The sequence below is a fragment of the Reyranella sp. genome, assembly GCF_036558665.1.
Taxonomy (GTDB): domain Bacteria; phylum Pseudomonadota; class Alphaproteobacteria; order Reyranellales; family Reyranellaceae; genus Reyranella.
Window position 1 is genome coordinate 31,436 of sequence record NZ_DATBFE010000149.1, and the last position, 21,079, is coordinate 52,514.

Consider the following 21,079-nt stretch of genomic DNA (forward strand, 5'->3'; position numbering starts at 1 on the left):
CTGTCGATCAAATTGATTCATCGGAAGGTTATTTTTCATGAAGCGCGATATTTTGCTGATTGAGAGCGACGACGGGCAGCGCGTCGCCCTGGTGCAGGCCCTGTTGAAGGAAGCCTACCGCGTCACGGTGTGCAGTTCCCTGGAAGAAGCTGACGAAGTCCTGCGCTACGTCGATTGCGACGAGGCGGCGCCCGATACGGTGCTGTTCGGCAACAGGCTCGGCAACCGCGCTGCGGCCCGGTTCGAGCGGGCGCTGATCGATCGGTTCTGCGACACCAAGGTGATCCGCCTGCCGCGGCGATGCGAGCCCGAGTCATTGGTCGCGATGCTGGCAGAGGCCGGCGTGTCGGCGCGGTTCGTGGCCCGGAATGCCCTGGAAGCGCGAACGCTCAATGTGCTCCTGATCGAGGCCGATCGTGCGCAACGCATCGCCATCGAGGACGATCTGCGCCTGCGCGGCGACGATGTGGTCGGCTGTGCCTCGGTCGGCGAGGCGGCTGCCGTGTTCGATCATCTCATGGCTCAGGGAATGTCGATCGATGCGGTGGTGTCGGCGACCGAGACGCTCGATGCGGAAGGCCTGCGCTTCTGCGCTTCCGCCACGAGCCGGATGCCCGATCTGCGATGGATCTTCCTGAAAGAGCCGGCGCCGCTCAGCGAAGCGGTGGCATCGTAGCGGGATGATCGCCCGGGCAGTGGCGCCGCCCATCGTCGGCGCCGCGTTGGCCCCGCGGAAATGGGTGCGGCGGTCCGTCGACGAACCGGGCGCGCACCAGCCGACCGGCGTGCCCGCGGGGAAGGGGACGTTGTCGCCATAGCGCGGGCGCGCCGCGTCAGTCGCGCAGACCCTCGACCGCGTAGATGCGAAGATCGGCGTTGCGGTCACCGGCCTCCTTGGCCCGTTTGTATGCTTCGGAATTGTAGGCCGCCTCGGCCTTGGCAAGACTGTCGAAGCGTACGATGGTGATGCGCTTGGGCGGCACGCCATAAAGCGACTCGGCCTTGCCGTTGCGGGCGACGAAGGTGCCGCCGGCGGCGATCAGCGCCTTGGCAGCCGATGGCAAATAGTCCTTGTCGAACGACGCGACATCCATCACGTCGGCCTCGTTCACGACGTAGGCCGGAGGCCGCGCTTCGGCATGGAGCATCCCTACCGTGGCGGCGCCGAGGGCCGCGCCCATCAGCATGGACAAGGTGACGCTGTAAAAGGTTCTCAAAGAGCTCTCCGCTTCGAAACGACGATGCAGCCTCCCATCTTACGCCTCTCCTGGCCATGCGGCGGAAGATGAGCACAAGCGAATGCGGTCACGCGGCGGGCCCAACAAGGTCACTGGTGCGCTCCGGCGGGGCGCGGGAGGCTGCTCGCGCCGCGAGCCTTCCTTGACCGTTGCAAGCGCGGCGCGGCGCCGGCGAGGATCGGTGTGGGTTCTCCCCGGGCGCCGCCAACGGCGAGCGAGCGAAAGAAGGCCGCCTGCGCAGGCAGGCGGCGAGGTTTTGGGGAAGAAACAACAGGCCGTCACAGGGAGGGGCACGACCCGCCCTTTCTCAACGACACGTTCGACGATCGGGTTGCAGCGCCCGGCCAGGCGGTGCGTGTTCCAGCGCCGTCACACCGCCGAGAAACGCTTCATGTCGTCGTGCTCGACGCGCGAGGCCTTGCTGTAGGCGCGGATGACGTCGAGCGTGTCGCCGTGCGCGCGCACGCGGCCGTCGTCGATCCACAGCGCCTGCTTGCAGAGTCGCAGGACCTCCGCCGTGGAATGGCTGACGAAGAGGAGCGTGCCGCGTTTGCGGAAGGCGTCGATCCAGTCCATGCACTTGCGCTGGAAAGCGGCGTCGCCGACCGCCAGCGCCTCGTCGACCACGAGGATCTCCGGATCGATATGGGCGCAGATGGCGAAGGCCAGCCGCATGCGCATTCCGGTCGAGTAGAGCTTGACCGGCTGATTCATGAAATCGCCAATGCCGGCGAACTCGGCGATCGAGTCCAGGCGCGCAAGGATCTCCGGCCGCTTGAGGCCCAGCACGGCCCCGCCGATCAGCACGTTCTGGCGTCCCGTGGATTCGGAATCGAAGGTACCGCCCAGCGCCAGCACCGGTGCGATGCGGCCGCTGACCCAGATCTCGCCGCGTGTCGGGCGGATCATGCCGCATACGATCTGGAGCAGGGTCGACTTGCCGCAGCCATTGCGGCCGAGAATGCCGAGCGACTGGCCGCGCCGAACCTCGAAGCTGATGTCCTTCAGCGCCCAGAACGATCGGTAGTAGGTGTGCCACGATCCGAACAGGACCTGCTTCATCCACTGCTGCTCGTTGCCGTAGAGGCGATAGGCCTTGCTGAGATGGCGGGCGCGGATGATGACGTCTGGCTCAGATGACATCGGCGATGCTGTCCCGTTGCTTGCCGAAGAACCAGAAGCCGAAATAGAAGGTCGCGAGCGAGCAGAACATCACCCACAGGCAGACCAGCGGATCGGGCAGCCGCCCGAAGACCACGATGTCGCGCAGCACCTCGATGAAGCCCGTCAGCAGGTTGAGGTAGAAGACGAGCTTCAGCGTCGGCGAGAAGCTGTCGGTGGAGAAGAATACCGGCGTGGCGAACATCAGGAGTGGCGCCACGGTCATCATCAGATAGGCAGTGTCGCGAGTGAAGGCGCCCGCCGCCGAAAGCGTCCAGGTCAACCCGATCAGGAAGGCCACGAACGGCACGTACCACAGCGGCAGCAGCAGCACGGTGAGATGCAGCGTACCGGTCAGCACCAACTGGGCCAGCAGCATCAGTATCAGGCCGATCGTGGCGTAGGCCGTCGCGCGCAGCGTCGATATGATCGGCAGCATCTCGGCCGGGAACATGGTCTGCTTGATGAAGTGGGCGTATTCGTGCAGCAGCGACGGCGCGCGATAGGCCATCTCGGTGAAGAAGTTGAACGCGATCAGCCCGCCGAAGATGAACAGGGCATAGTCGAAGTTCGAGCCGGAGGCGCTGCCGCCGGGAAGCTGCACCGGGCCGCCGCTGAAGGCCACCGTATAGACGATCAGCGACAGCAGGGGCGCCGTGATGGCCCAGACCCAGCCCGCGACCGAGCCTTTGAAGCGCTCGGCGAGTTCCCGTCGCAGAATGGCGTCGATGAGGTCGCGGTGCCGCCAAGCCGATACGAAAGGATCGCAAAGGAAGGAGGCAAAGCGCGCAAGAATCGTTCGCTTTCCTGCGTCGACGGTCTTGCCATCAACTATGTGCAATAGCGGCAATTCTTACTCGCTTGGCCGAAGGACCTCCGAAGGGTCGACCTATCTATAGCATCAGGCCGGTGGCGCAACTGTTTCAGCGGGCAGTTTTGTCCCCGAACCGCGACATCACTTGCTCGCCGAAACGACGCATCGAGGCGACGTTGCGGTCATGGCTCATGGCACCGAAACCGGTCTGGCAGAGCAGGTGCCGCACGCCGGCTTCCTGTAACTCGGCGACCTGCTCGGCCACGCGCTTCGGCGTGCCGTAGAGCGAGCCGGTCTCGAGCACATAGGGGATGGCGACGTCGTCCTTCACCGCAGGATCGGTCCACGGGTTCAACGTCTCGGGTGCCGGAGAGAAGTGGGGCGGGTTGTAGGCTTCGCGCACATGCATCATGTGGGCGCGCGTCTCGACCAGGAGGGCGGCGAGCTCGTCCTCCGCCTGCGCGTCGGATTCCGCGACATAGACATTGCGCCAGAGGGCGCTCTTGTCCAGCAGCCGGCGGCGCATTGCCGCCGCGTGGCCACCCGCCTGCAGGCCCTTGTCATAGAGCCCCCAGCGTTCGCGGACCTTCGCCACCGGCAGCCGCGCCGTCAGGATCGGCAAGCCGAGCCGCCCGCATTCCTCGAATGACGTGGGTGAGATCACGCTGCGCCACAGCGGCGGTCCTGGCCGCTGCACCGGCCGGGGCCGCAGCGCCGGGACCTGCACGCGATGGAACTTGCCGTCATAGCGGAAGGGCTCGCCGTCCCATGCCCTTTCCAGGATTTCGACGGTTTCCGCCATCCGCTCGCGGCTGTCGGCGCTGCTGAGCCCGTGGCCCACGAACTCGTACTCGTTGTACACGGTGCCCTTGCCGAGGCCGACATCGATGCGCCCCGCTGAAAGGTTGTCGAGCAGCGCAAGCTGCGTGGCGAGCCGCACCGGATGATGAAACGGCGCCTGGACGACGGCGAAGCCGATGCGTACGCGTTCGGTCTTCATCGCAAGGGCCGCCGCGAACAGCAGCGAGTCGTTGTAGACGCTCTCGCCGGTGAAATAGTGCTCGGTGAGCCACACGTCGCTGAAGCCCAGGCGCTCGGCGAGACAGACCTGCTCGATCTGCTGGCCGATGCGCACGGCGTCCTCGTCGGGCGACGGCGACAGCGCCAGGGTAAGCCAACCGAACCGCATGCTTTGGAGTCCTTGGGCGAAGGCGAGACGGCGAAGGTAGCATCGGACGACCGACGTTCACACGAATGTCACAGTGCGACCCTGCTCCTTTCACGCTACGGTTGACTTACGTGGGGTGTGAATCGTGGGCAAGTCATGGACAAGCTTTTGGATTGGGACCGTTCGCTGCTGCTGTGGATCAACTATCCGGCCGGCCAGAACGGCGTCATCGACAAGTTCGTTTTCGATATCACCGATTCCAATCTCCTGAAGGGCGGCATCTTCCTGGCCTTCTATTGGTGGTTGTGGTTCTACCGCGACGGGATCAAGCGGCGCGAGGTCGTGGTGACGCTCAGCGCCGCGATCATCACCGCCATCCTCTCGCGCGGCCTGCAGGTCGCTCTGCCGTTCCATCCGCGGCCCATCCACACACCGGCGATCGGCATGCACATGCCCTACGGCGTCGACCGCGAGATGCTCAACACCTTCAGCTCCTTTCCCAGCGATCACGCAATGTTGTTCTTCGCGCTCAGCGTGCCGATCTGGTGGCGCTCGCGCTGGCTTGGGGCCGCGGCTATGGTGTGGACGGTGTTGATCATCTGCGTGCCCCGCGTCTATCTCGGTTATCACTTTCCGAGTGACTTCGTTGCGGGTGCCATACTGGGTGTCGTGCTGATGATCGTTCTCTGTCGCCTGATCGGCCGCATGCGCCTGCCCGATCGGGTGGTCGATTTCGCGGCGGTCCATCCGGTCTTCTATGCGATTGCCTTCGTGCTCACGTTCGAGCTCGCCTTGCTGTTTGCCGACTTGCGGCACCTCATGCTCGATGTGATACGCCTCGGCCACATGCTGGTGGCGTGACCGGTTAGCCACCGAATGATCACTGTAAAAGCACGGGGCGCTGGCGAATGCTCGCGTGATGCTGAAGATCGTCAAGGACTCCGTGCTGAAGGTCAGCCGCGCGTTCGGCTATGACATCGTTCCCCTGCGCGAGATGAAGGAGCGCGACCTCGCCCTCCATCTCCGTGCCCTGCTCGATTACCTGAAGGTCGACTGCGTCCTCGATGTCGGTGCCAATGCCGGCCAGTATCACGACTTCCTGCGCGACAAGGTCCTGTACACGGGGCCGATCGTGTCGTTCGAACCGGTCGGCCGCCAAGTCGACTTGCTGCGCGAACGCGCCCGCGCCGACGGGGGCTGGCACATCGAAGGCTATGCGCTTGGCGCCCGCGACGGCAACCTGCCGATCAACGTCATGGTCGCCGATCAGTTCAGTTCCTTCCTGCAGCCGGATCACAGCCGGGTGCACGACTATGACGGGCTGAACGTGCCCTGCCATGTGGAGAACGTCGCCGTGCGAACGCTCGACGTGGTGATGCCGGTGCTGCACGAACGGCTGGGCTTCGAGCGGCCCTATCTCAAGCTCGACACGCAGGGCTTCGACATGGAGGTCCTGCATGGTGCGCGCGACAGCCTGTCCGAGATGCGCGCGCTGCAGACCGAAGCCTCGGTGATCGGGATCTACAAGGACATGCCGGGCTACATGGACACGATCCGCTACCTCGACGGGCGGGGCTTCGATATCACCGGGTTCTATCCCGTGAGCCGCGACGCCTCGCTGCGCCTGGTCGAGTTCGACTGCGTGATGATCAACCGCGCTGCGGCCGCGTAAAGCCTTCCATCAGAGTGCAGAGCCGGGTCGCGTCGTCGCTGGCGACGAACATCTCCTGCGGCACGGCGCGCAGCCGCGCGCGGATGTGCTCGTAGTCGCTCACCGTCAGCGTCTCAAAGAAGTGCACGAGCTGATCCTCGAGCGGCCGCTCGAAGGTGAAGCCGATATGGTGACGTTCCAGCACCGAGCCGACCTCGAAGCTGCGCACGGCGAGGCACGGCACGCCGAAATAGCCCGACTCGTAGAACCGGCAGGGCATCAGCCAGCGCGAATTGTGGTCGGTATGCTCGAGGTCGAGCGCCCAGGCGAAGTCGACGTCACGGTACAGGGCCTCGAGATCCTGGTGTGGCAGGTAGGGGCCACCGAATTCCATGTTGGGCAGGCGCGCGATGGCGATGTCGAACTTGGCCGGATCGACCGTGGTGAGGGCGCCGCGGAACCTGAAGACGACACGACCCTGCAGGCGTTCGGCGAGCCGGGTCATGAGATCGAATGTCCCCTGGCCGCGGATCAGGCCGAAGTAGCCGACGACCCACGGACGTCCCTTTTCGCGCGACTCGCTCCCGGCGGCCGGGCGACCGACCGCGGCGATCGACGGATGCAGCTTGTTCTCGAGCAGGAACCACGGCCCGCGGTACTTCTGCGTCGCCGCATAGTACTGGCGATGGAACGCCGGCGAGGAGAGCACGAGGAGCCGCACGCCGCGCAGGCACAGCCGCTCGATCCAGCGCAGCACCATGGAGCCCGGACCGCGGCCGGCGAGGAACGGCGGAATGTCGAGCACCTCGTAGACGATCGGCGCGCGGCTCATCGCAATCAGACGCGCGAACAGCGCCAGCATGAGCTGATCGAGATTGCGCGCGTAGAAGAGCGCGGCGTTCTTCAGGCGCCGCCGGTTGGCGATGATCGCGGGCAGGGCGCCGGCCATCGCGCGAAGCCGATGCCAGTACCTTCCGTCGACGGTGAGGCCGAGCGGCACGTAAGGCCACGCCGGCTCGTAGCCGGTATTGTAACGGGTGCGACGGAAGCCGAAGACGGTGATGTCAAAGCCGTGATCGATGAACTGCTGAATGCGCTTCAACGTCGTCGCATCGCTCACTTCGGAGCAGAAGTAGAACAGCTTCTTCTTGAAGCGTACCGCAGATGCGACGGCGCGACCCGGCACATCCTCACGCAGCAATTCGTGGGCTGTTCCGAACATGCGAGCGAGTATCGACGTTAAGCTTTCAGACCCGATGTGACCAATCTGTGGCGTTCGCACTTGCGAAAAGGGCGTCACAGGTTGATCACTGGCCCAAATGGCAGGCTCAATGTCTTCTGCTTACATGGACGCGCACATGGACACGACGCTCTCCTTCGACGCCGTGAGGACCTCCCGCAAGCCCCGTTTCGAGCAAGTCGCGATCACTTCGGTCTTCGGCAATCCGCTCGATCGGCGGACATGGTCGGGCGCGCCCGCCAATGTTGCTGCAGGGCTCGCGAAGCTCGGAGTGGACATCAAGGGCATCCATCCGCGCATCAGCAAGCTTACCAAGATCGGCATCGCCGCCGGCGACCTGCTGGCCGGCCGCGGCCGGCCCAGGAGCAGCGAGCAGGTGCTGCGCAGCCTGACGACGCGGCGCCGGCTTGCCGCACGCGTCTCGGAGGCGGCGCGGCAGATGGGTGTGCGCCATGTGCTCCACTGCGGAACTCTCGACCTGCTGCCGCGGATCGATGCGGGGTCCGACATCCGGCACTATCTCTACTGCGACCACACGTGGGCGCTCGCCGCGCTGCACCATGTGCATGCGCCCTACTTCACCCGTCGCGCACTTGAGGCCTTCGATGAGGCCGAGCGCCGGTCGCTCGACGGCGTCGCCCATGTCTTCACCTTTGGCCGCTATGTGCGCGACAACCTGATCGCCCACTACGGGCTCGCGCCCGACCGCGTGACGGCGGTGGGGTCGGGCATGGGCGCGATCGAGCCGTGGCACGGCGCCAAGGACTATTCCCGGCCGAAGCTGCTGTTCGTCGCCAAGCACCTGTTCCAGGCCAAGGGCGGGGTGCTGCTGGTGGAGGCTTTCCGTCGCGCACGCCAGCGCCGGCCCGACCTCGGGCTCACGATCGTGGGCGACCAGCGCAGCCGCGCCCATGTGGAAAACTGCCCCGGCATCGAGCTGCGGGACCACCTGCCATGGGCGGAACTGCAGCAGCTCTACCGCGACTCGACGCTGCTCGTTCAGCCGATGCTCAACGATCCGTGGGGTCAGGTCTACCTCGAGGCGATGGTGTCGCGCACGCCGGTGATGGGCCTCGCCCGCAACGGTCTGCCGGAACTGGTGGACGGCGGCCGGCATGGCTTCCTCGTCGACCGTGCCGATCCTGATGCGCTGGCGGACGCCATCGTGAGTGCCCTTGCCGATCCCGATCGGCTGCAGCGCATGGCAGCGGTCGCGCAGCACCATGCGATCGAGACCTACTCGTGGGACCGCGTCGCCGAGCGAATCCTCTTCTCCTGAAACAGGAAGGCTGAGTTACATGTTCAAGCAAGCGGACAAGGTCGCTCTGATCAGCGGCATCACCGGCCAGGACGGCGCCTACCTCGCCGATCTGCTGCTGAGCCAGGGCTACATCGTCCATGGCATCAAGCGCCGGTCCTCGTCGCTCAATACCGAGCGCATCGACTACCTCTATCGCGACCGGCACGACGCGGGCGTGCGCCTGTTCCTGCACTACGGCGACATGACGGACTCGACCAATATTCTGCGGCTGATCGGCGACATCCGGCCGACCGAGATCTACAACCTGGCGGCGCAGAGCCACGTGCAGGTGAGCTTCGAGACGCCGGAATACACCGCCAACACCGACGCGCTCGGCACGCTGCGCATGCTGGAGGCGATCCGCATTCTGCGCATGGAGGACCGGATCCGCTTCTACCAGGCCTCGACTTCCGAGCTGTTCGGCAAGGTCCGCGAGACGCCGCAGCGCGAGCTGACGCCGTTCTATCCGCGAAGTCCCTATGCGGTGGCGAAGCTTTACGCCTACTGGATCACGGTGAACTACCGTGAGGCCTACAACATGCACGCCTCGAACGGCATCCTGTTCAATCACGAATCGCCGATCCGCGGCGAGACCTTCGTCACGCGCAAGATCACGCGCGCCGTCGCGGCGATCGAGCGCGGCACCCAGGACCGGCTCTATCTCGGCAACCTCGACGCCAAGCGCGACTGGGGTCATGCCCGCGACTATGTCGAAGGGATGTGGCGCATCCTGCAGCAGGACGAGCCCGACGACTATGTGCTCGCGACCGGCGAGACGCATACGGTGCGCGAGTTCGTCGAGCTGGCGTTCCGTCGCATCGACCGCCACATCGAATGGCGCGGCAGCGGGGCCGACGAAACCGGCGTGTGCAAACGCACCGGCGATGTTCTGGTGGCGCTCGATCCGGCCTATATTCGGCCGACCGAGGTCGACATGCTGCTGGGCGACCCGGCCAAGGCCGCGGCCAAGCTCGGCTGGAAGCACCGCACCACGTTCCCGGAGCTGGTCGCCGAGATGGTCGAGGCCGATCGTGCGATCCTGCGTTCCATCGGAGCCCGCCATGAACCCATCCTTCACGCTGCGCAATAAGAAGGTCTGGGTCGCCGGTCATCGCGGTCTCGTCGGCAGCGCCCTGATGAGGCGCCTGCAGAGCGAGGACTGCGAGATCGTGACTGCGCCGCGCGAGTCGGTGGATCTGCGGCGGCCCGACCAGCTCGAAAAGTGGATGCGCGACGTGCGCCCGCAGGCGGTGTTCCTCGCCGCCGCGCGGGTCGGCGGCATCCACGCCAACAGCACGCGCCCCGCCGAATTCATCTACGACAACCTCGCCATCCAGACGACGGTAGTCGAGGCGTGCCGGAAGACCAATGTCGAGAAGCTCCTGCTCATGGGCTCCTCTTGCATCTATCCCCGGCTCGCGCCTCAGCCGATTCCCGAATCGGCGCTGCTGACCGGTCCGCTCGAGCCGACCAACGAGTGGTACGCCGTGGCCAAGATCGCCGGTATCAAGCTCGGCCAGGCCTATCGCCGCCAGTACGGCTGCGATGTCATCTCCGTCATGCCGACCAACCTCTACGGCATCGGTGACAATTTCGACCGCATGCAGAGCCATGTCGTGCCGGCCCTGATCCTGAAGGCGCATGAGGCAAAGCTTGCCCGGGCGCCCAACATCGAGGTGTGGGGCACCGGCGCGGTGCGACGCGAATTCCTCTATGTCGACGATGCCGCCGACGGCATGGTCTTCCTGATGAAGAACTATTCGGACGAGGGCATCGTCAACATCGGGACCGGCCGCGACGTGCCGATCATCGATCTCGTCGGGCTGGTCTGCAAGGCCGTGGGCTACCAGGGCACACCGCGCTTCGACTCTTCGCGGCCCGACGGCACGCCGCGCAAGGTCGTCGATGTCAGCCGCGTCAATGCGCTGGGATGGACCGCCAGAACCGCCTTGAAGGATGGGCTGGCGCTTACATATCGCTGGTTCCTCGAGAATGTCGCTTCGGAAAAGCGCCGCGTCGCCTGACGCGGAGCTTGACGTCGGTCATCTGGTCGAGGACGCCGGACGTCGCTCGCGACGCGGCGGGGCCATCCTCCTCTCGGCGCAGGCGGTCCGCGTGCTGGGCCAGATCGGCACGCTCGTCGTGCTCGCCCGGCTGCTTCCGCCCTCGGCGTTCGGCCTGCTGGCGATGGTGGGTGCGATCAGCGTCATCCTCGACCTCGTCAAGGAGTTCGGGCTCTCAGCCGCCACCATCCAGAAGCGCGACATCACGCAGGCCCAGGTGTCGGCGCTGTTCTGGATCAATTCGGTCGTCGGCGCCGTTCTCGGCGCAGCCTTGTTCCTGTGCGCGCCGATACTTGCCCATTTCTACGACCAGCCCGAGCTCACCGAGGTGGCGCGCTGGATGTCGCTCGCCTTCGTTGCCAGCGGACTTGCAGTGCAGCACTGGGCACTGCTTCGCCGCCAGATGCGGTTCGTCACCATCGCCAGCCTCGAGACGACGAGCGACTTCGTGGGCTTCGCCGCCGGCATCGGCCTCGCGCTCTGGGGTGCGGGTTACTGGGCGCTGGTCGCCCAGCGCCTGTGCGGGCCGCTGCTCCAGCTGGCGGGAAGCTGGCTTCTGTGCCACTGGCGCCCGGATGCGCCGCGTCCGACGGCCGGTGTGCGGGCGCTGCTCGCCTACGGCGCCTCGTTCACGGGCAGCCAGCTCGCGGTCGCTTTCGCGCGCAGCATCGATCAGATCCTGATCGGCTGGCTGTGGGGTCCCGCGCTGCTCGGTCTGTACGAACGCACGACGCGGCTCCTGATGATGCCGGTCAACGCCATCGGTGCTCCGGTCTATGCCGCGGCGATGCCGGCGCTCAGCCGCCTGGTCGACCAGCCGGCGCGCTACCGGTCGCTGTTCGGGCAGGTCATGCAGAAGATCGCGCTTCTCACGATGCCGGCCTTCGCCCTCTCCGCCGTCACCGCCGACTGGGTCGTCGGCATCCTGTTCGGGCCGTCGTGGCAGCGGGCGGTGCCGCTGGTCACCCTGTTCAGCATCGCCGCCACGTCGCTGCCGGTGGCCCAGTCGGCCGGGCTTCTCTACCTCACCCAGGCGCGAACCGCCGAGATGTTGCGCGCAAATCTGATCGACGCCTCGATCTGCGTCATCTCGATCCTGGTCGGTCTGCATTGGGGCGTGACCGGTGTCGCGGCGGCATTGGCCGCGGTCGGCGTGTTCGTTCGCATGCCGCTCACCTTCTGGCTGGCGACGCGCCGCGGTCCGGTAACGGTCGGTGCCATCTGGCGCGCCGTCGCCCCGCCTGCCTCGGCGGCCGTGGCGGTCGCCCTGTCGGTGGGCTATCTGCGCGAGTTCCTGCAGGCGCCGACCGTGGCAGCGCTTGCGACGACGGCCGCCGTCGCCCTGTCGGTCACGCTGCTCGCCTTGCTGGCCTGGCCCGAGACGCGGCGCGAGATCCACGCATTGCTGTCGTCGGGCAGGTTCGCGCCACCCTCGGCCTCGAGCTGATCGCCGGCCGGGATCAATGCCCGGCGAGACGCTCGCGGATCCGGCGTACGGTCGCGTCCGGTTCGCCGGGCGGCAGGAACAGGAAATTGTAGATGTAATTGTCGAGCTTGGAGCGCGCGCGCAGCGGGACCGTCATGTCGGGAACATCGCTGCGCTGCTGCAGCTCCCCGGCGGAGAAGCTTTCGATGTCCCGGAGCCGGCCGGCATGGACGTAGTAGCCCCGGTAACCGAGCCTGGCGAAGAACGCCGCGGCACGGGCCACGCCGCCGGCCGACATGCGCTCCTCGATTTCGACCAGCATGCGCGGCCGACAGCGGCGGATCGTGGCGACGGCGCCTTCCAAGACCGCCTGCTCATGACCCTCGACGTCGATCTTGATGAAGCCGACGGTCCCCTTGTACACGTCGTCGAGACGGTCCATGCGCGCCTCGATGACGTCGTGCGCGGCGTAGGTGGCCGACGCTCCCGACGAAATGGTCGAGCAACCACCGACCTTCACGCCATCGATCAAGGGAACATAGAGCTTGACCTCGCCGGCGCTGTCGGAGAGCGCGATCGAATGGACGACGACGTTTTTCGCGAACTTGCCCCGCAGCAGGCGCGCGAAGTCCGGCATCGGCTCGAAGGCGATGACGCGCCTGGCGTGGCGCTGCATGAAAAGCACGTAGCCGCCGCAGTTGGCGCCGATGTCGATGGCATCCTGATCGCGGCGACACAGGAGATCGACGAGATGCATCTCGACCTCGCCGTATTTCTCGAAGTAGCGCGCCTCGCGCCAGTTCAGCACCGCCTGTGGGAGCAGCGAGCGCACGGCCTGTTTGGTCTTGCTCTGGAGGACACCACCGTCGGCCTCGACAGCCACCATTGCCCAATCTCCAACCGCCCTGCGCGTCAATGCTCCATTGTAGGCGCGCCGCCGTTGGAAGGGGCCGCATTTCGCGGTGATCATGCAGTGATCAAGATTCACGCCTGCTGCACCGATGCATCCGCGCCATGGCGCATCGGCCCGGGGAGACGGCGGATGTGCGGGCGGGCCTATGCAGCGCGGGTCACGGTGCGCGGAATATAGCGGCGCAGCCAGTTGTTGGTCGGCTTTTCGAGCGTCAGATAGCTGAAGATCGCGACGGCGAGGCACGCCACGATCGTGACGATCGATGCGACGATCGCCTGAACCGAATAGGTCGTCAGCGGTACGAGCGCTTCCTCGACGGCGCGCACGACGTAGGGATGCAGCAGGTAGAGCGAATAGCTGGCATCGCCGACCAGGATCACGGCAGGCGCGATCCTCACGCGCCCTTCCAACGACAGGGCGGACAGGACGAGGACAAACGAGAGCGGGGCGCAAACAGCGACGTCATAATGCTTCGAGCCCACCGTCGTTTGAATAGACATCAGGACGACGGATGCTATTGCAAGACCAAACGCCAACCCGCCCGGCACGGCCTTCAGCCATGCGCGCTTCCTGGAGAAGAGGTGGAAGACGACAATGCCGGCCACGAATTCCAGAATTCTGGCATTGCACCAGAAGCTCCACGGCAAATCGAGTGTGGCGATCCGGCCCAGCAAAGAGAGGGCGATCAATATTGCGGAACAGGCCAACGGCCCGTGTTTCGGCCAAAGGATGAGGCACAGCGCAAACAGGACGTAGAAGAACATCTCGTAGTTCAGCGTCCATCCCAGAAAGAGGATGGGCTGAACCATTCCGGTGGGACGCTCGTAGGGGATGAACAGGAACGACTTTATCGCCGCCACTGCATTCACATCCGTGGTTTGCAGGAGAGCAGGGAAGGTGACTGCCATTCCGATCATCACGGCCGTCGCCACCCAATAAAGTGGCACGATCCTGATGAGCCGCTTTGCCAGGAAATGATCAGGCTGCCGCTGAGAAACGTAGCAGACTATGAATCCACTGATTACGAAGAATATGTCGACACCGAAGTAGCCGACACCTATCAGCCGAATATGAAAAAAAAGTACGCTCAGCGCCGCTATCGCTCTCAGACCCTGAATGGTCTCCAGTCTTTCAATGCCGATTGCTACCCCCTGGCTGCTGCTCATCCTATACACGTCGTCATCAACTGCTGCAATGTTCGCAGGAAGCCGGAAGCTGGCTCTACTCACTCGCGCATTTGATCGCTGTCGCAATCCATGCGTGCTTTCGACATCGTCTGAGGCCGACCGGAATGGCGCGCTTCCGGCCATCGGCGCGTCGACACGATCCGTGAAAGATCAAATCACATAATAATGTCACGACAGGGCTGTTTCCCGCCTTGGCGGCATGGGCGAAGAAGGCTACCAGCGGCCTCCAGGATCCTGTCCTGTCGAGCCTGCTGCCGATGGACAGGTTCGGCGGTTGGTCCGCCTGTCACGTAGATCGAAGGCAGCCAGGGAGAGTCTAGTGGACCGGAACAGACGCGGTTTTGTGGGCGGAGCATCGGCTGTCGCGCTGATCGCAGGCTCGGTCGGCGCACTGGCACAGCAGAAGGAGCTCGCGGGCGCCCAGCCGGCCCCGCAGGCAAGATCGGGAATGGCAAAGCCGACCTCGCGCGCCGAACTTCTGGCCATCCTGCAGGCGGCGGCGGACTCGCAGACCGTTGCCGTGCTCGATCCGGCGACCGACGTCACCGTGGAAAAGACGGTCGAGATCGTGCAGCGCGTCTCCACCAGCCAGGTGTGGGGCGTCATCGGCAACGGCGCCAAGATCCGCTCCGCCATCCGCGACCAGAAGCCGGTCATCAAGTACACGGTGCTCGCCACCGACCAGCCGAACGGCACGTCCTGCCGCGGCCTGATGATCCAGACCCTCGACATCATCGGATCGCTCAAGGACGGCCCCGGACTGATGCTGCATGCGCCCTCGAGCAGGGGCGCGATCTACCGCGCGATCGTGCGCGACAACGCAACGTCGTGCTCGGCCGGGCTTGGCGCGCTCCACATCAAGGGTGCGGTGTTCGAGCTCCTCGTCGCAGGACACGTCTCGGAGAACAACAGGCAGCATGGCGTCGCCATCGAGCACGAGGGTCAGGCCATCGTTTCCAATTGCATGGTTCACGCCCTGAACAGCAGCCGCAACACCGGGGCCGGCCTCTATACCTCGTCGAATTCGGTCGATGTCGTGCAGGGCTCGTTCGTGAACAACGGCGACTCCGGCATCAATGCCCCGGTCGGCATCCGCACGGTCGCGTTCATCAACGGCGAGAACACCGGGCAGTTCGTCATCCGCGTGGGCGGCTTTGCCAACCTGCACAATTGCGAAGTGTCGACCGACGGACAGACCATCCAGCACGACAACGTCACCGGAAAGCCGGCCGGTGTGCCGACCGAGGCGCTCGTGGACTATTATGCGTTCAATCAATATTCGAACGACCTGAAGCTCACCGGCGAATGCAAGGTCACGCCCTACGGGAGCGGAACCGGATATCTCGCCCGCGTAAGGCAGGCCTCCGGCTCGTCGAATGTCTGGCTCGAGCCCTGGATGGACAAGACGTCGATCAGGCGCACCGAGCGCAACGACCGCTTGCCGGTCATCAGGCAGGTGACGGCCACGTAGAACGGCGTGACCTGACGCGCGGCACCGGGGCGCTGGCGTGCGGGGCTTCCTACGCCGCCCTGGCCGCTGCCTGGGCGAACATCGCTTCAAAACGATCGGCGACACGCGAAATGTTGAAGGCACCTTCCGCGTAGGCACGACCGGCGGCGCGGAAACCGGCGCAGGTCTGCGGCTCGGTCCGCAGGCGGTCGGCCGCCGCCACGAAAGCCTGTTGCTGTCCGGCGGGCACGCAAAGTCCGGCAGCAGCCTTCTCGACCAGCCGCACCGACAGGTTGCTGGGCGGCGCCGACAGGAGGATCGGGCGGCCCCCGCAGAGATAGCTCAGGACTTTCGAGGGAACGGAGAACGGTCCCGCATCGTCTTCGAGCAGCGCGACCAGAACATCGGCCGCCCCGAGAACATCCGGAAAGACGTCCATGGGCTGCAAGGGGAGAAACAGCAGATTCGACTTCGGCTCCGAGGCATTGCGGGCCTTCAAGGCGTCGTAGCTGACGCCGGACGCAGCGACGGCGATGACGACCGACGGGTCCTTTTCGAAGTGCTCGGCGAGCGCCCAAAGCAGATCCGGATTGTGCTTCAACGCGAGTGTGCCGGAGTACAGGAACACGAACTTGTCCGAAAGCCCGTGCCGCACTGCCCACGGATTGTCCTTCGGACGCAACGGCAACGTATCGAGCGCGCCCCAGTTCGGGATGACGTCGATGACGACTTCCTCGACGCCGAAGCCTCTGAGCGCCGGCTTGAAATCCTCGCTGGCGAGAACGATGCCATCGCTTCGGCGCAACATGCTGGCTTCGAGGTGCCTGTAGTAGGCGCCGATCATGTGGCCGAGGACGGGAATCTTGCGGCTGAGGATTTTCGCCGCCGCCAGGCTGTAGAAATCCTGCATCCAGAAGACGAACGCCGAGCCCGCACGGTGAACACTCTTGAGAATCGATGCCTGGGCCTCGAGCGGCGTGTTGCCCGAGATCGTCACATCGGGCGCAAACGAGGCAATCCGGCGGCTGGCAAGCTCGCCGTAGAGGATGTCCGCTTCCCGTCTGCGAATGAGGTTTTGCTTGGAATAGGCTCGCCCGATCGAAATAGGCTCGATCGAAAAATTGGCCGGATCATCCGACAACCGCCCGGTATTGCCCTTTGGTCCCATATCCTCGGCGAAGAAGAAATGGCGCACCTCATGTCCGCGCCGCGCCAGCTCGCGCGACAGCTCGAACTGAAACGGGTGACCGCAATAGTCATGAAGCGCGATCCGGCGCAGAAGGCGCGCCCTTTGGCCTGGGCGTGCCCCGACCTCGACCAGATGCTCCCGGCGGCGAAGGCCGGACCCCGTCCCGTGAACGTGCGACCGGACCGCAGATCCGTGGATGCTTTCGCTGCGCATTACTCGCGACTCCGAATCGTCATGTCGGCCCTGCCAGCCGCGGGTACGAGCGACGGGTGAACAGGGGTTGGGGCTGTGGGGCGGCGTAGGGTCGCTCCTCCCCCTTTTCCGGCTGCGCGACCAGCACCGAGCAGGCGGCGGCGATCAACAGCACGGCCCAGGTCTTGGGTCCGACATAGGATCCGGAGGCCTGCCCAAGGATCGCCCATACGGCCCAGCAATAGAGAACACTCGTCGCGCCGAGCACGCGAAGCCACCAGCTGAGGCCGATCACGGTGATCGTGCCCCATATCGCGCCGAGATAGATCCAGTGGGTCCAGAAATAGTTGGTCAGCACGTCCGAGACCTTGGGAATCCGCCACGCCGACTGGAACTGGGCCGAGTTGTTGAAGACGGTCAGCACCCGATCCGCGATATAGGGCTCGCCGGTCAGGCCCGAGCCTGCCCACGGATGGACACGGAACATGTCGAAGGCCACCAGCATCGGGCCGGTGAAGCGATAGAAGAAGCTCGCATCCTGGCCGGCCTGGAGCTGCTGGAGGCGGGCGGCGAAGATGGTCTGGCCGAGGACGACCGCCACCACGAGCACGATCGCCGATGCCACCGCCGCCCCCATCAACCGGGTCGGCGAGGCGCGCCGCGCGCCGCCCGCGAGAAGGACGACGTAGGGGATGGCGAGCAGCAGCATCAGCATGAGCGTCGGCCCCGGCAGTACGACCAGCGCAAGGCCGAGGAGGCAGGCGAAGGTCAGATACTTGAAGCGCGAGCGGCTCAGGACCAGCCAGATCGAGGAGAAGTGCGTATAGGCGAAGGTGACGGCGGAGGGCTCGGAGGTGAAGAGCTTGGGCCTGATACGGCCATACAGGATCTCGTCGCGCAGGTCGGCGTCATAGACGACGCCCGGGTTGTAGAGATAGCCGCGCACCTTGTCGCTGATCGCGCGCAGGCCGCCATACTCCTCCAGCAGGCAGCCGACGATGATGGTGAGGCAGAAGGCGAGCAGGATGGTGGCGAGCTGATCGCGATCGCCATGGGTCATGGTGAGGAAGACCGCGTAGCCGATCACCAGCGAATAGACGAGCTGGAGAAGACCCGTGAAGCGCTTGTCGAGGAAGCTGATGTCGGAGGCCGACAGGATGGAGCCGAGGAAAAGCACCACTACCAGCAACAGTCCGGCGAGCTCGCGCGACCGCATGTCGTTGCGCCGGCGCCACAGCATGATCAGGCCGGCAAAGCCCGACGGTGCACAGGTGAGCGGTATCTTGGACGTGATCTGCAGTGCCACGCCGAGATAGAGGCCCAGCAGGTAGATCACGAAAAGGAAGGCATCGAAGCCATCCATTCGCCGCTGGCCGGCCGCAAGTGCGTAGGCCGGTCTCATGACGCGGCGATGGCGGACAGGATCTGCCGGCCGCGACTTGCCCAGTCGAACCGATCGCGGCAGGCCGCGAAGGCTCGCTCCTGCAGCCGGTTCAGCCGCTCGACGTCGTCGATCGCCTCCATGACGCCGTGCGCGAGCGCCGCATGGTTGGGAAAAAGCATGACGCTGTCGTTGTGGATCAACGGCACGCCGGCGAACGAGCCGGAAAGCGCGAACACCGGGATGCGGTTGAAGACATATTCCAGCACCTTGAGCTTGAAGCCGCCACCGTTGCGCTCCGGCACGATGGCGATGCGCGCCTCGTCGAGGTAGCGGTTGAGGTCGGGAACGGTCCCGGTGAAGCGGGTTGCCGTCGTCCGGCGCCGGAGCTGCTGCAGGAACCGCTCGTCGGCGCTGCCGACCGCCTGCAGCTCGATACGCTGCTCGGCGAACAGGGGATCGGCGACGTCGACGAATTCCTCGAGGTTCATGCGCTTGGCGATCCAGTCGAACGAGCCGACGATGATGGCGCGCCGCGGCAGGTCGGGCGAGATCCGTCGCTCGGCAAGGCGGCGGCCGTGATAGCCGGGCGTGATGACGCCCATCGGCTTGTCGTTGCGGCGGCGCCGGTAGAGCTGAAGATCCTCGGGCGTGATGGCGGTCACGAAGTCGACCGAATCGACGAGCTCGCGCTCGAGCCGCGACACCTTGACGGCGTCCAGCCGCACCGCCTGGCGGCGCAGAAAGGCGCGCTGGCTTTCGGCGACCTGCGCGCGAACACTTTCCTCGTGGTTATGCGAGACATAGATCAGCCGTGGCCGGTCGGCACGTCCGGCGTAATGGCGGCGCACCAGCCGAAGCGCCCAGCCGACCGAGATGCCGTCGAACACGATGCCGTCCCATCCGGGGCGGTTGAGCAAGTCGCGCAGCGTGCGCCGCATCTGCAGGGTGCTGCCGCGATAGGCGATGTGCGGCAACGGCGAGACCAGGCTGCCCCAGCGCGACTGCGTGGGCTGGAACGGATCGCTCGGCAGCCACCACACGACATGCTCGTCGCGCGTGCCGTTGCAGCGCGCCGATTCCGGCCGGCGCAGCCCCAGCACCTCGATCTCGCTGCCCGTCGCCGCCACCGAATCGATTAGCCCGCCGGAATAGACGTACTGTCCGTTGTGCTGCGGTTCGGGGTCGGCGAGCGTCAGCCACAGGCAACGCATCGGCCGGTCCTTCGTGCGGTCAGAAGGCGTGCTGACCGGTGAAGCCGCCGACGATCGTGCGGGCGATGATCTTGAGGTCGAGAAGGATCGACCAGTGTTCGATGTAGTAGAGGTCATATTCGACGCGCTTCTTGATCTGCTCGACGGTGTCGGTTTCGCCTCGCCACCCGTTGACCTGGGCCCAGCCGGTGATGCCCGGTTTCACGCGATGACGGGCGTCGTAGTACTTGACGGCGTCCTGGTAGAGAAGGGTGCCGGCCTTGGCGGAAAGCGCGTGCGGACGCGGACCCACGATCGACATCTCGCCGCGCACCACGTTCAGGAACTGCGGCAGCTCGTCGAGGCTGGTGCGGCGCAGGAAGGCGCCGACCCGCGTGACACGCGGATCGTTGCGCCGCGTGAGCTGTTCGGCGTTGGCGTCCGTCTGGTCGGTGTACATGGTGCGGAACTTCAGCACGTCGATCAGCGTGTTGTTGAAACCGTACCGCTTTTGCCGGAACAGGACCGGCCCGGGGCTGTCGAGCTTGATCAGGAGCGCGATCGCCAGCAGGAGCGGCGCGATCGCGGTCAGGATCAGGGCGCCGAGCAGGCGGTCCTCGATCCCCTTGACGATCCAGCGCCAGTCGTTCAGCGGCCGGTCGATCACGTTGAGGAAGGTGTGTCCGGCGATATGGCTCGTCGCCACCGCGCCGAGGCGCAGGCCGAACGCATCCGGGCAGAGCCGCACGTTGACCGGTACCAGGCACAGCCGGTTCAGCGTATCGACGAGCTGGCGGTCGGCCGACAGCGGAAGGGCCACGATCACCGTGTCGATGTGATGTTCGCGCGCGTCCTTCACGAGATCGTCGACGGTGCCGCGGATCGGGTGGCCCATGCATTGCTTGGCCAGACGGCTCGCGCCGTCGTCGTAGACGCCGATCACACGCAGGCCGCTGTGCCGGGTCGCGAGATCGCGCAGCAGGCGTTGCGCGATCGGGCCCGCGCCGACGACCGCCACGATCTCGCCGAGACGGCCAGCGCGACGCCACGCGCGCATGAACTGCCAGAGCACGAAGCGGTTGATGCCCATCAGGGCCAGAGCGCCCGCGAGCCACGCCATGGCCCACGGTCCCTCGACCGCCGTCACCGGCTCGAAATAGCGGGTCGCGAGGAACAGCGCGGCGACGGTGCCGATCCAGCCGATCAGCAGACGGCCCACCGCGCTCTCGAAACGGCCGAACAGCGAGAACTTGTAGGCGCCGGCGAGGTGCAGGAAGTTGATGCCGAGGATAGTGCCGAGCAGAACCACCAGACCCGCGAGGTGCCAATCGACGCCCGACGCGTCCCAATGCATCGCCGCCGCGCCTGCGCCGGCGATGGCGAGGACGTCGAAGGCGCCCACCGTACGCTTCACAATGGCTTCAGAAACGGTGGGGGTACCGTTACGGATCATGAGGAAGACCGCTCCTTTTGAGACGATTCTCGCAATTCAAACGCCATCGTGTTGTGATCA

Annotated in this window: 19 protein-coding genes; 8 read left to right on the forward strand and 11 right to left on the reverse strand. The window is 65.3% G+C overall.

Annotated elements, in window-relative coordinates; translation table 11 throughout:
* Positions 1-37 precede the first annotated feature (37 nt).
* Positions 38-676, forward strand: coding sequence for a hypothetical protein (locus VH499_RS21445; protein ID WP_332054800.1), 639 nt, complete (start codon positions 38-40; stop codon positions 674-676).
* 157 nt (positions 677-833) lie between these two features.
* On the opposite strand, the gene VH499_RS21450 is transcribed toward VH499_RS21445, so the two are convergent.
* The 4 genes from VH499_RS21450 to VH499_RS21465 form a co-directional block, all read right to left on the reverse strand.
* The gene (locus VH499_RS21450) at positions 834-1,217 is read right to left on the reverse strand and encodes a DUF1330 domain-containing protein (RefSeq protein WP_332054801.1); all 384 of its coding nucleotides are present in this window, start codon (positions 1,215-1,217) and stop codon (positions 834-836) included.
* A gap of 390 nt (positions 1,218-1,607) precedes the next feature.
* Positions 1,608-2,381, reverse strand: a complete 774-nt coding sequence (locus VH499_RS21455) for an ABC transporter ATP-binding protein (protein ID WP_332054802.1) — start codon at positions 2,379-2,381, stop codon at positions 1,608-1,610.
* Positions 2,371-3,240 carry an ABC transporter permease gene (locus VH499_RS21460; protein ID WP_332054803.1) on the reverse strand — a complete coding sequence of 290 codons (870 nt, stop codon included), beginning with the start codon at positions 3,238-3,240 and terminating at the stop codon, positions 2,371-2,373. The genes VH499_RS21455 and VH499_RS21460 overlap by 11 nt, the downstream gene beginning before the upstream one ends.
* Positions 3,241-3,322: 82 nt before the next feature.
* Positions 3,323-4,402 carry an LLM class flavin-dependent oxidoreductase gene (locus tag VH499_RS21465; RefSeq protein ID WP_332054804.1) on the reverse strand — a complete coding sequence of 360 codons (1,080 nt, stop codon included), beginning with the start codon at positions 4,400-4,402 and terminating at the stop codon, positions 3,323-3,325.
* Between the two features lie 135 nt (positions 4,403-4,537).
* Here VH499_RS21465 and VH499_RS21470 point away from each other — a divergent pair, with 135 nt between their 5' ends.
* Together VH499_RS21470 and VH499_RS21475 are read left to right on the forward strand one after the other, a co-directional pair.
* Positions 4,538-5,242, forward strand: a complete 705-nt coding sequence (locus tag VH499_RS21470) for a phosphatase PAP2 family protein (protein ID WP_332054805.1) — start codon at positions 4,538-4,540, stop codon at positions 5,240-5,242.
* A gap of 58 nt (positions 5,243-5,300) precedes the next feature.
* On the forward strand, positions 5,301-6,053 hold the full coding sequence (locus VH499_RS21475; RefSeq protein ID WP_332054806.1) for an FkbM family methyltransferase: 753 nt from the start codon (positions 5,301-5,303) through the stop codon (positions 6,051-6,053).
* On the opposite strand, the gene VH499_RS21480 is transcribed toward VH499_RS21475, so the two are convergent.
* Positions 6,031-7,254: a hypothetical protein gene (locus tag VH499_RS21480; protein ID WP_332054807.1), complete on the reverse strand. Its 1,224-nt coding sequence runs from the start codon at positions 7,252-7,254 to the stop codon at positions 6,031-6,033. The genes VH499_RS21475 and VH499_RS21480 overlap by 23 nt on opposite strands.
* Positions 7,255-7,363: 109 nt before the next feature.
* Here VH499_RS21480 and VH499_RS21485 point away from each other — a divergent pair, with 109 nt between their 5' ends.
* The 4 genes from VH499_RS21485 to VH499_RS21500 are packed head-to-tail and all read left to right on the forward strand — an operon-like array spanning position 7,364 to position 12,082.
* Positions 7,364-8,551 (forward strand): glycosyltransferase family 4 protein, encoded by a 1,188-nt coding sequence (locus tag VH499_RS21485; protein ID WP_332054808.1) that lies wholly within the window; start codon positions 7,364-7,366, stop codon positions 8,549-8,551.
* Between the two features lie 19 nt (positions 8,552-8,570).
* A complete protein-coding gene (gene gmd / locus VH499_RS21490) occupies positions 8,571-9,662 on the forward strand; it encodes a GDP-mannose 4,6-dehydratase (RefSeq protein WP_332054809.1) in 1,092 nt (363 codons plus the stop codon).
* On the forward strand, positions 9,634-10,596 hold the full coding sequence (locus tag VH499_RS21495) for a GDP-L-fucose synthase (RefSeq protein WP_332054810.1): 963 nt from the start codon (positions 9,634-9,636) through the stop codon (positions 10,594-10,596). The genes gmd and VH499_RS21495 overlap by 29 nt, the downstream gene beginning before the upstream one ends.
* Positions 10,565-12,082, forward strand: coding sequence for a lipopolysaccharide biosynthesis protein (locus tag VH499_RS21500; RefSeq protein WP_332054811.1), 1,518 nt, complete (start codon positions 10,565-10,567; stop codon positions 12,080-12,082). Before VH499_RS21495 ends, VH499_RS21500 begins: the two co-directional genes overlap by 32 nt.
* 13 nt (positions 12,083-12,095) lie before the next feature.
* Here the strand turns inward: VH499_RS21500 and VH499_RS21505 are convergent, their stop codons facing one another.
* Positions 12,096-12,947, reverse strand: coding sequence for an FkbM family methyltransferase (locus tag VH499_RS21505; RefSeq protein ID WP_332054812.1), 852 nt, complete (start codon positions 12,945-12,947; stop codon positions 12,096-12,098).
* Positions 12,948-13,117: 170 nt separating this feature from the next.
* Positions 13,118-14,140, reverse strand: coding sequence for an acyltransferase (locus VH499_RS21510; protein WP_332054813.1), 1,023 nt, complete (start codon positions 14,138-14,140; stop codon positions 13,118-13,120).
* A 340-nt stretch (positions 14,141-14,480) separates the two neighbouring features.
* Here VH499_RS21510 and VH499_RS21515 point away from each other — a divergent pair, with 340 nt between their 5' ends.
* On the forward strand, positions 14,481-15,632 hold the full coding sequence (locus VH499_RS21515; RefSeq protein WP_332054814.1) for a hypothetical protein: 1,152 nt from the start codon (positions 14,481-14,483) through the stop codon (positions 15,630-15,632).
* Between the two features lie 49 nt (positions 15,633-15,681).
* Here the strand turns inward: VH499_RS21515 and VH499_RS21520 are convergent, their stop codons facing one another.
* From VH499_RS21520 to VH499_RS21535, 4 genes are read right to left on the reverse strand one after another with little or no spacing between them, the layout of a single operon-like run.
* Positions 15,682-17,013, reverse strand: a complete 1,332-nt coding sequence (locus tag VH499_RS21520; protein WP_332054815.1) for a glycosyltransferase family 4 protein — start codon at positions 17,011-17,013, stop codon at positions 15,682-15,684.
* A gap of 19 nt (positions 17,014-17,032) precedes the next feature.
* Positions 17,033-18,394: a hypothetical protein gene (locus tag VH499_RS21525; RefSeq protein WP_332054816.1), complete on the reverse strand. Its 1,362-nt coding sequence runs from the start codon at positions 18,392-18,394 to the stop codon at positions 17,033-17,035.
* A complete protein-coding gene (locus VH499_RS21530) occupies positions 18,391-19,587 on the reverse strand; it encodes a glycosyltransferase (RefSeq protein ID WP_332054817.1) in 1,197 nt (398 codons plus the stop codon). Before VH499_RS21530 ends, VH499_RS21525 begins: the two co-directional genes overlap by 4 nt.
* A gap of 19 nt (positions 19,588-19,606) precedes the next feature.
* Entirely contained in the window at positions 19,607-21,019 is a 1,413-nt protein-coding gene (locus VH499_RS21535; RefSeq protein WP_332054818.1) for an undecaprenyl-phosphate glucose phosphotransferase, read from the reverse strand.
* Positions 21,020-21,079 lie beyond the last annotated feature (60 nt).

Bases quoted from the DNA above. Each gene is read 5' to 3' on its own strand.
- VH499_RS21445 (WP_332054800.1), top strand. From the start codon at position 38: ATGAAGCGCGATATTTTGCTGATTGAGAGCGACGACGGGCAGCGCGTC.
- VH499_RS21455 (WP_332054802.1), bottom strand. From the start codon at position 2,381: ATGTCATCTGAGCCAGACGTCATCATCCGCGCCCGCCATCTCAGCAAG.
- VH499_RS21465 (WP_332054804.1), bottom strand. From the start codon at position 4,402: ATGCGGTTCGGTTGGCTTACCCTGGCGCTGTCGCCGTCGCCCGACGAG.
- VH499_RS21470 (WP_332054805.1), top strand. From the start codon at position 4,538: ATGGACAAGCTTTTGGATTGGGACCGTTCGCTGCTGCTGTGGATCAAC.
- VH499_RS21475 (WP_332054806.1), top strand. From the start codon at position 5,301: ATGCTGAAGATCGTCAAGGACTCCGTGCTGAAGGTCAGCCGCGCGTTC.
- VH499_RS21480 (WP_332054807.1), bottom strand. From the start codon at position 7,254: ATGTTCGGAACAGCCCACGAATTGCTGCGTGAGGATGTGCCGGGTCGC.
- VH499_RS21485 (WP_332054808.1), top strand. From the start codon at position 7,364: ATGTCTTCTGCTTACATGGACGCGCACATGGACACGACGCTCTCCTTC.
- gmd (WP_332054809.1), top strand. From the start codon at position 8,571: ATGTTCAAGCAAGCGGACAAGGTCGCTCTGATCAGCGGCATCACCGGC.
- VH499_RS21495 (WP_332054810.1), top strand. From the start codon at position 9,634: ATGAACCCATCCTTCACGCTGCGCAATAAGAAGGTCTGGGTCGCCGGT.
- VH499_RS21500 (WP_332054811.1), top strand. From the start codon at position 10,565: ATGTCGCTTCGGAAAAGCGCCGCGTCGCCTGACGCGGAGCTTGACGTC.
- VH499_RS21505 (WP_332054812.1), bottom strand. From the start codon at position 12,947: ATGGTGGCTGTCGAGGCCGACGGTGGTGTCCTCCAGAGCAAGACCAAA.
- VH499_RS21510 (WP_332054813.1), bottom strand. From the start codon at position 14,140: ATGAGCAGCAGCCAGGGGGTAGCAATCGGCATTGAAAGACTGGAGACC.
- VH499_RS21520 (WP_332054815.1), bottom strand. From the start codon at position 17,013: ATGCGCAGCGAAAGCATCCACGGATCTGCGGTCCGGTCGCACGTTCAC.
- VH499_RS21525 (WP_332054816.1), bottom strand. From the start codon at position 18,394: ATGAGACCGGCCTACGCACTTGCGGCCGGCCAGCGGCGAATGGATGGC.
- VH499_RS21530 (WP_332054817.1), bottom strand. From the start codon at position 19,587: ATGCGTTGCCTGTGGCTGACGCTCGCCGACCCCGAACCGCAGCACAAC.
- VH499_RS21535 (WP_332054818.1), bottom strand. From the start codon at position 21,019: ATGATCCGTAACGGTACCCCCACCGTTTCTGAAGCCATTGTGAAGCGT.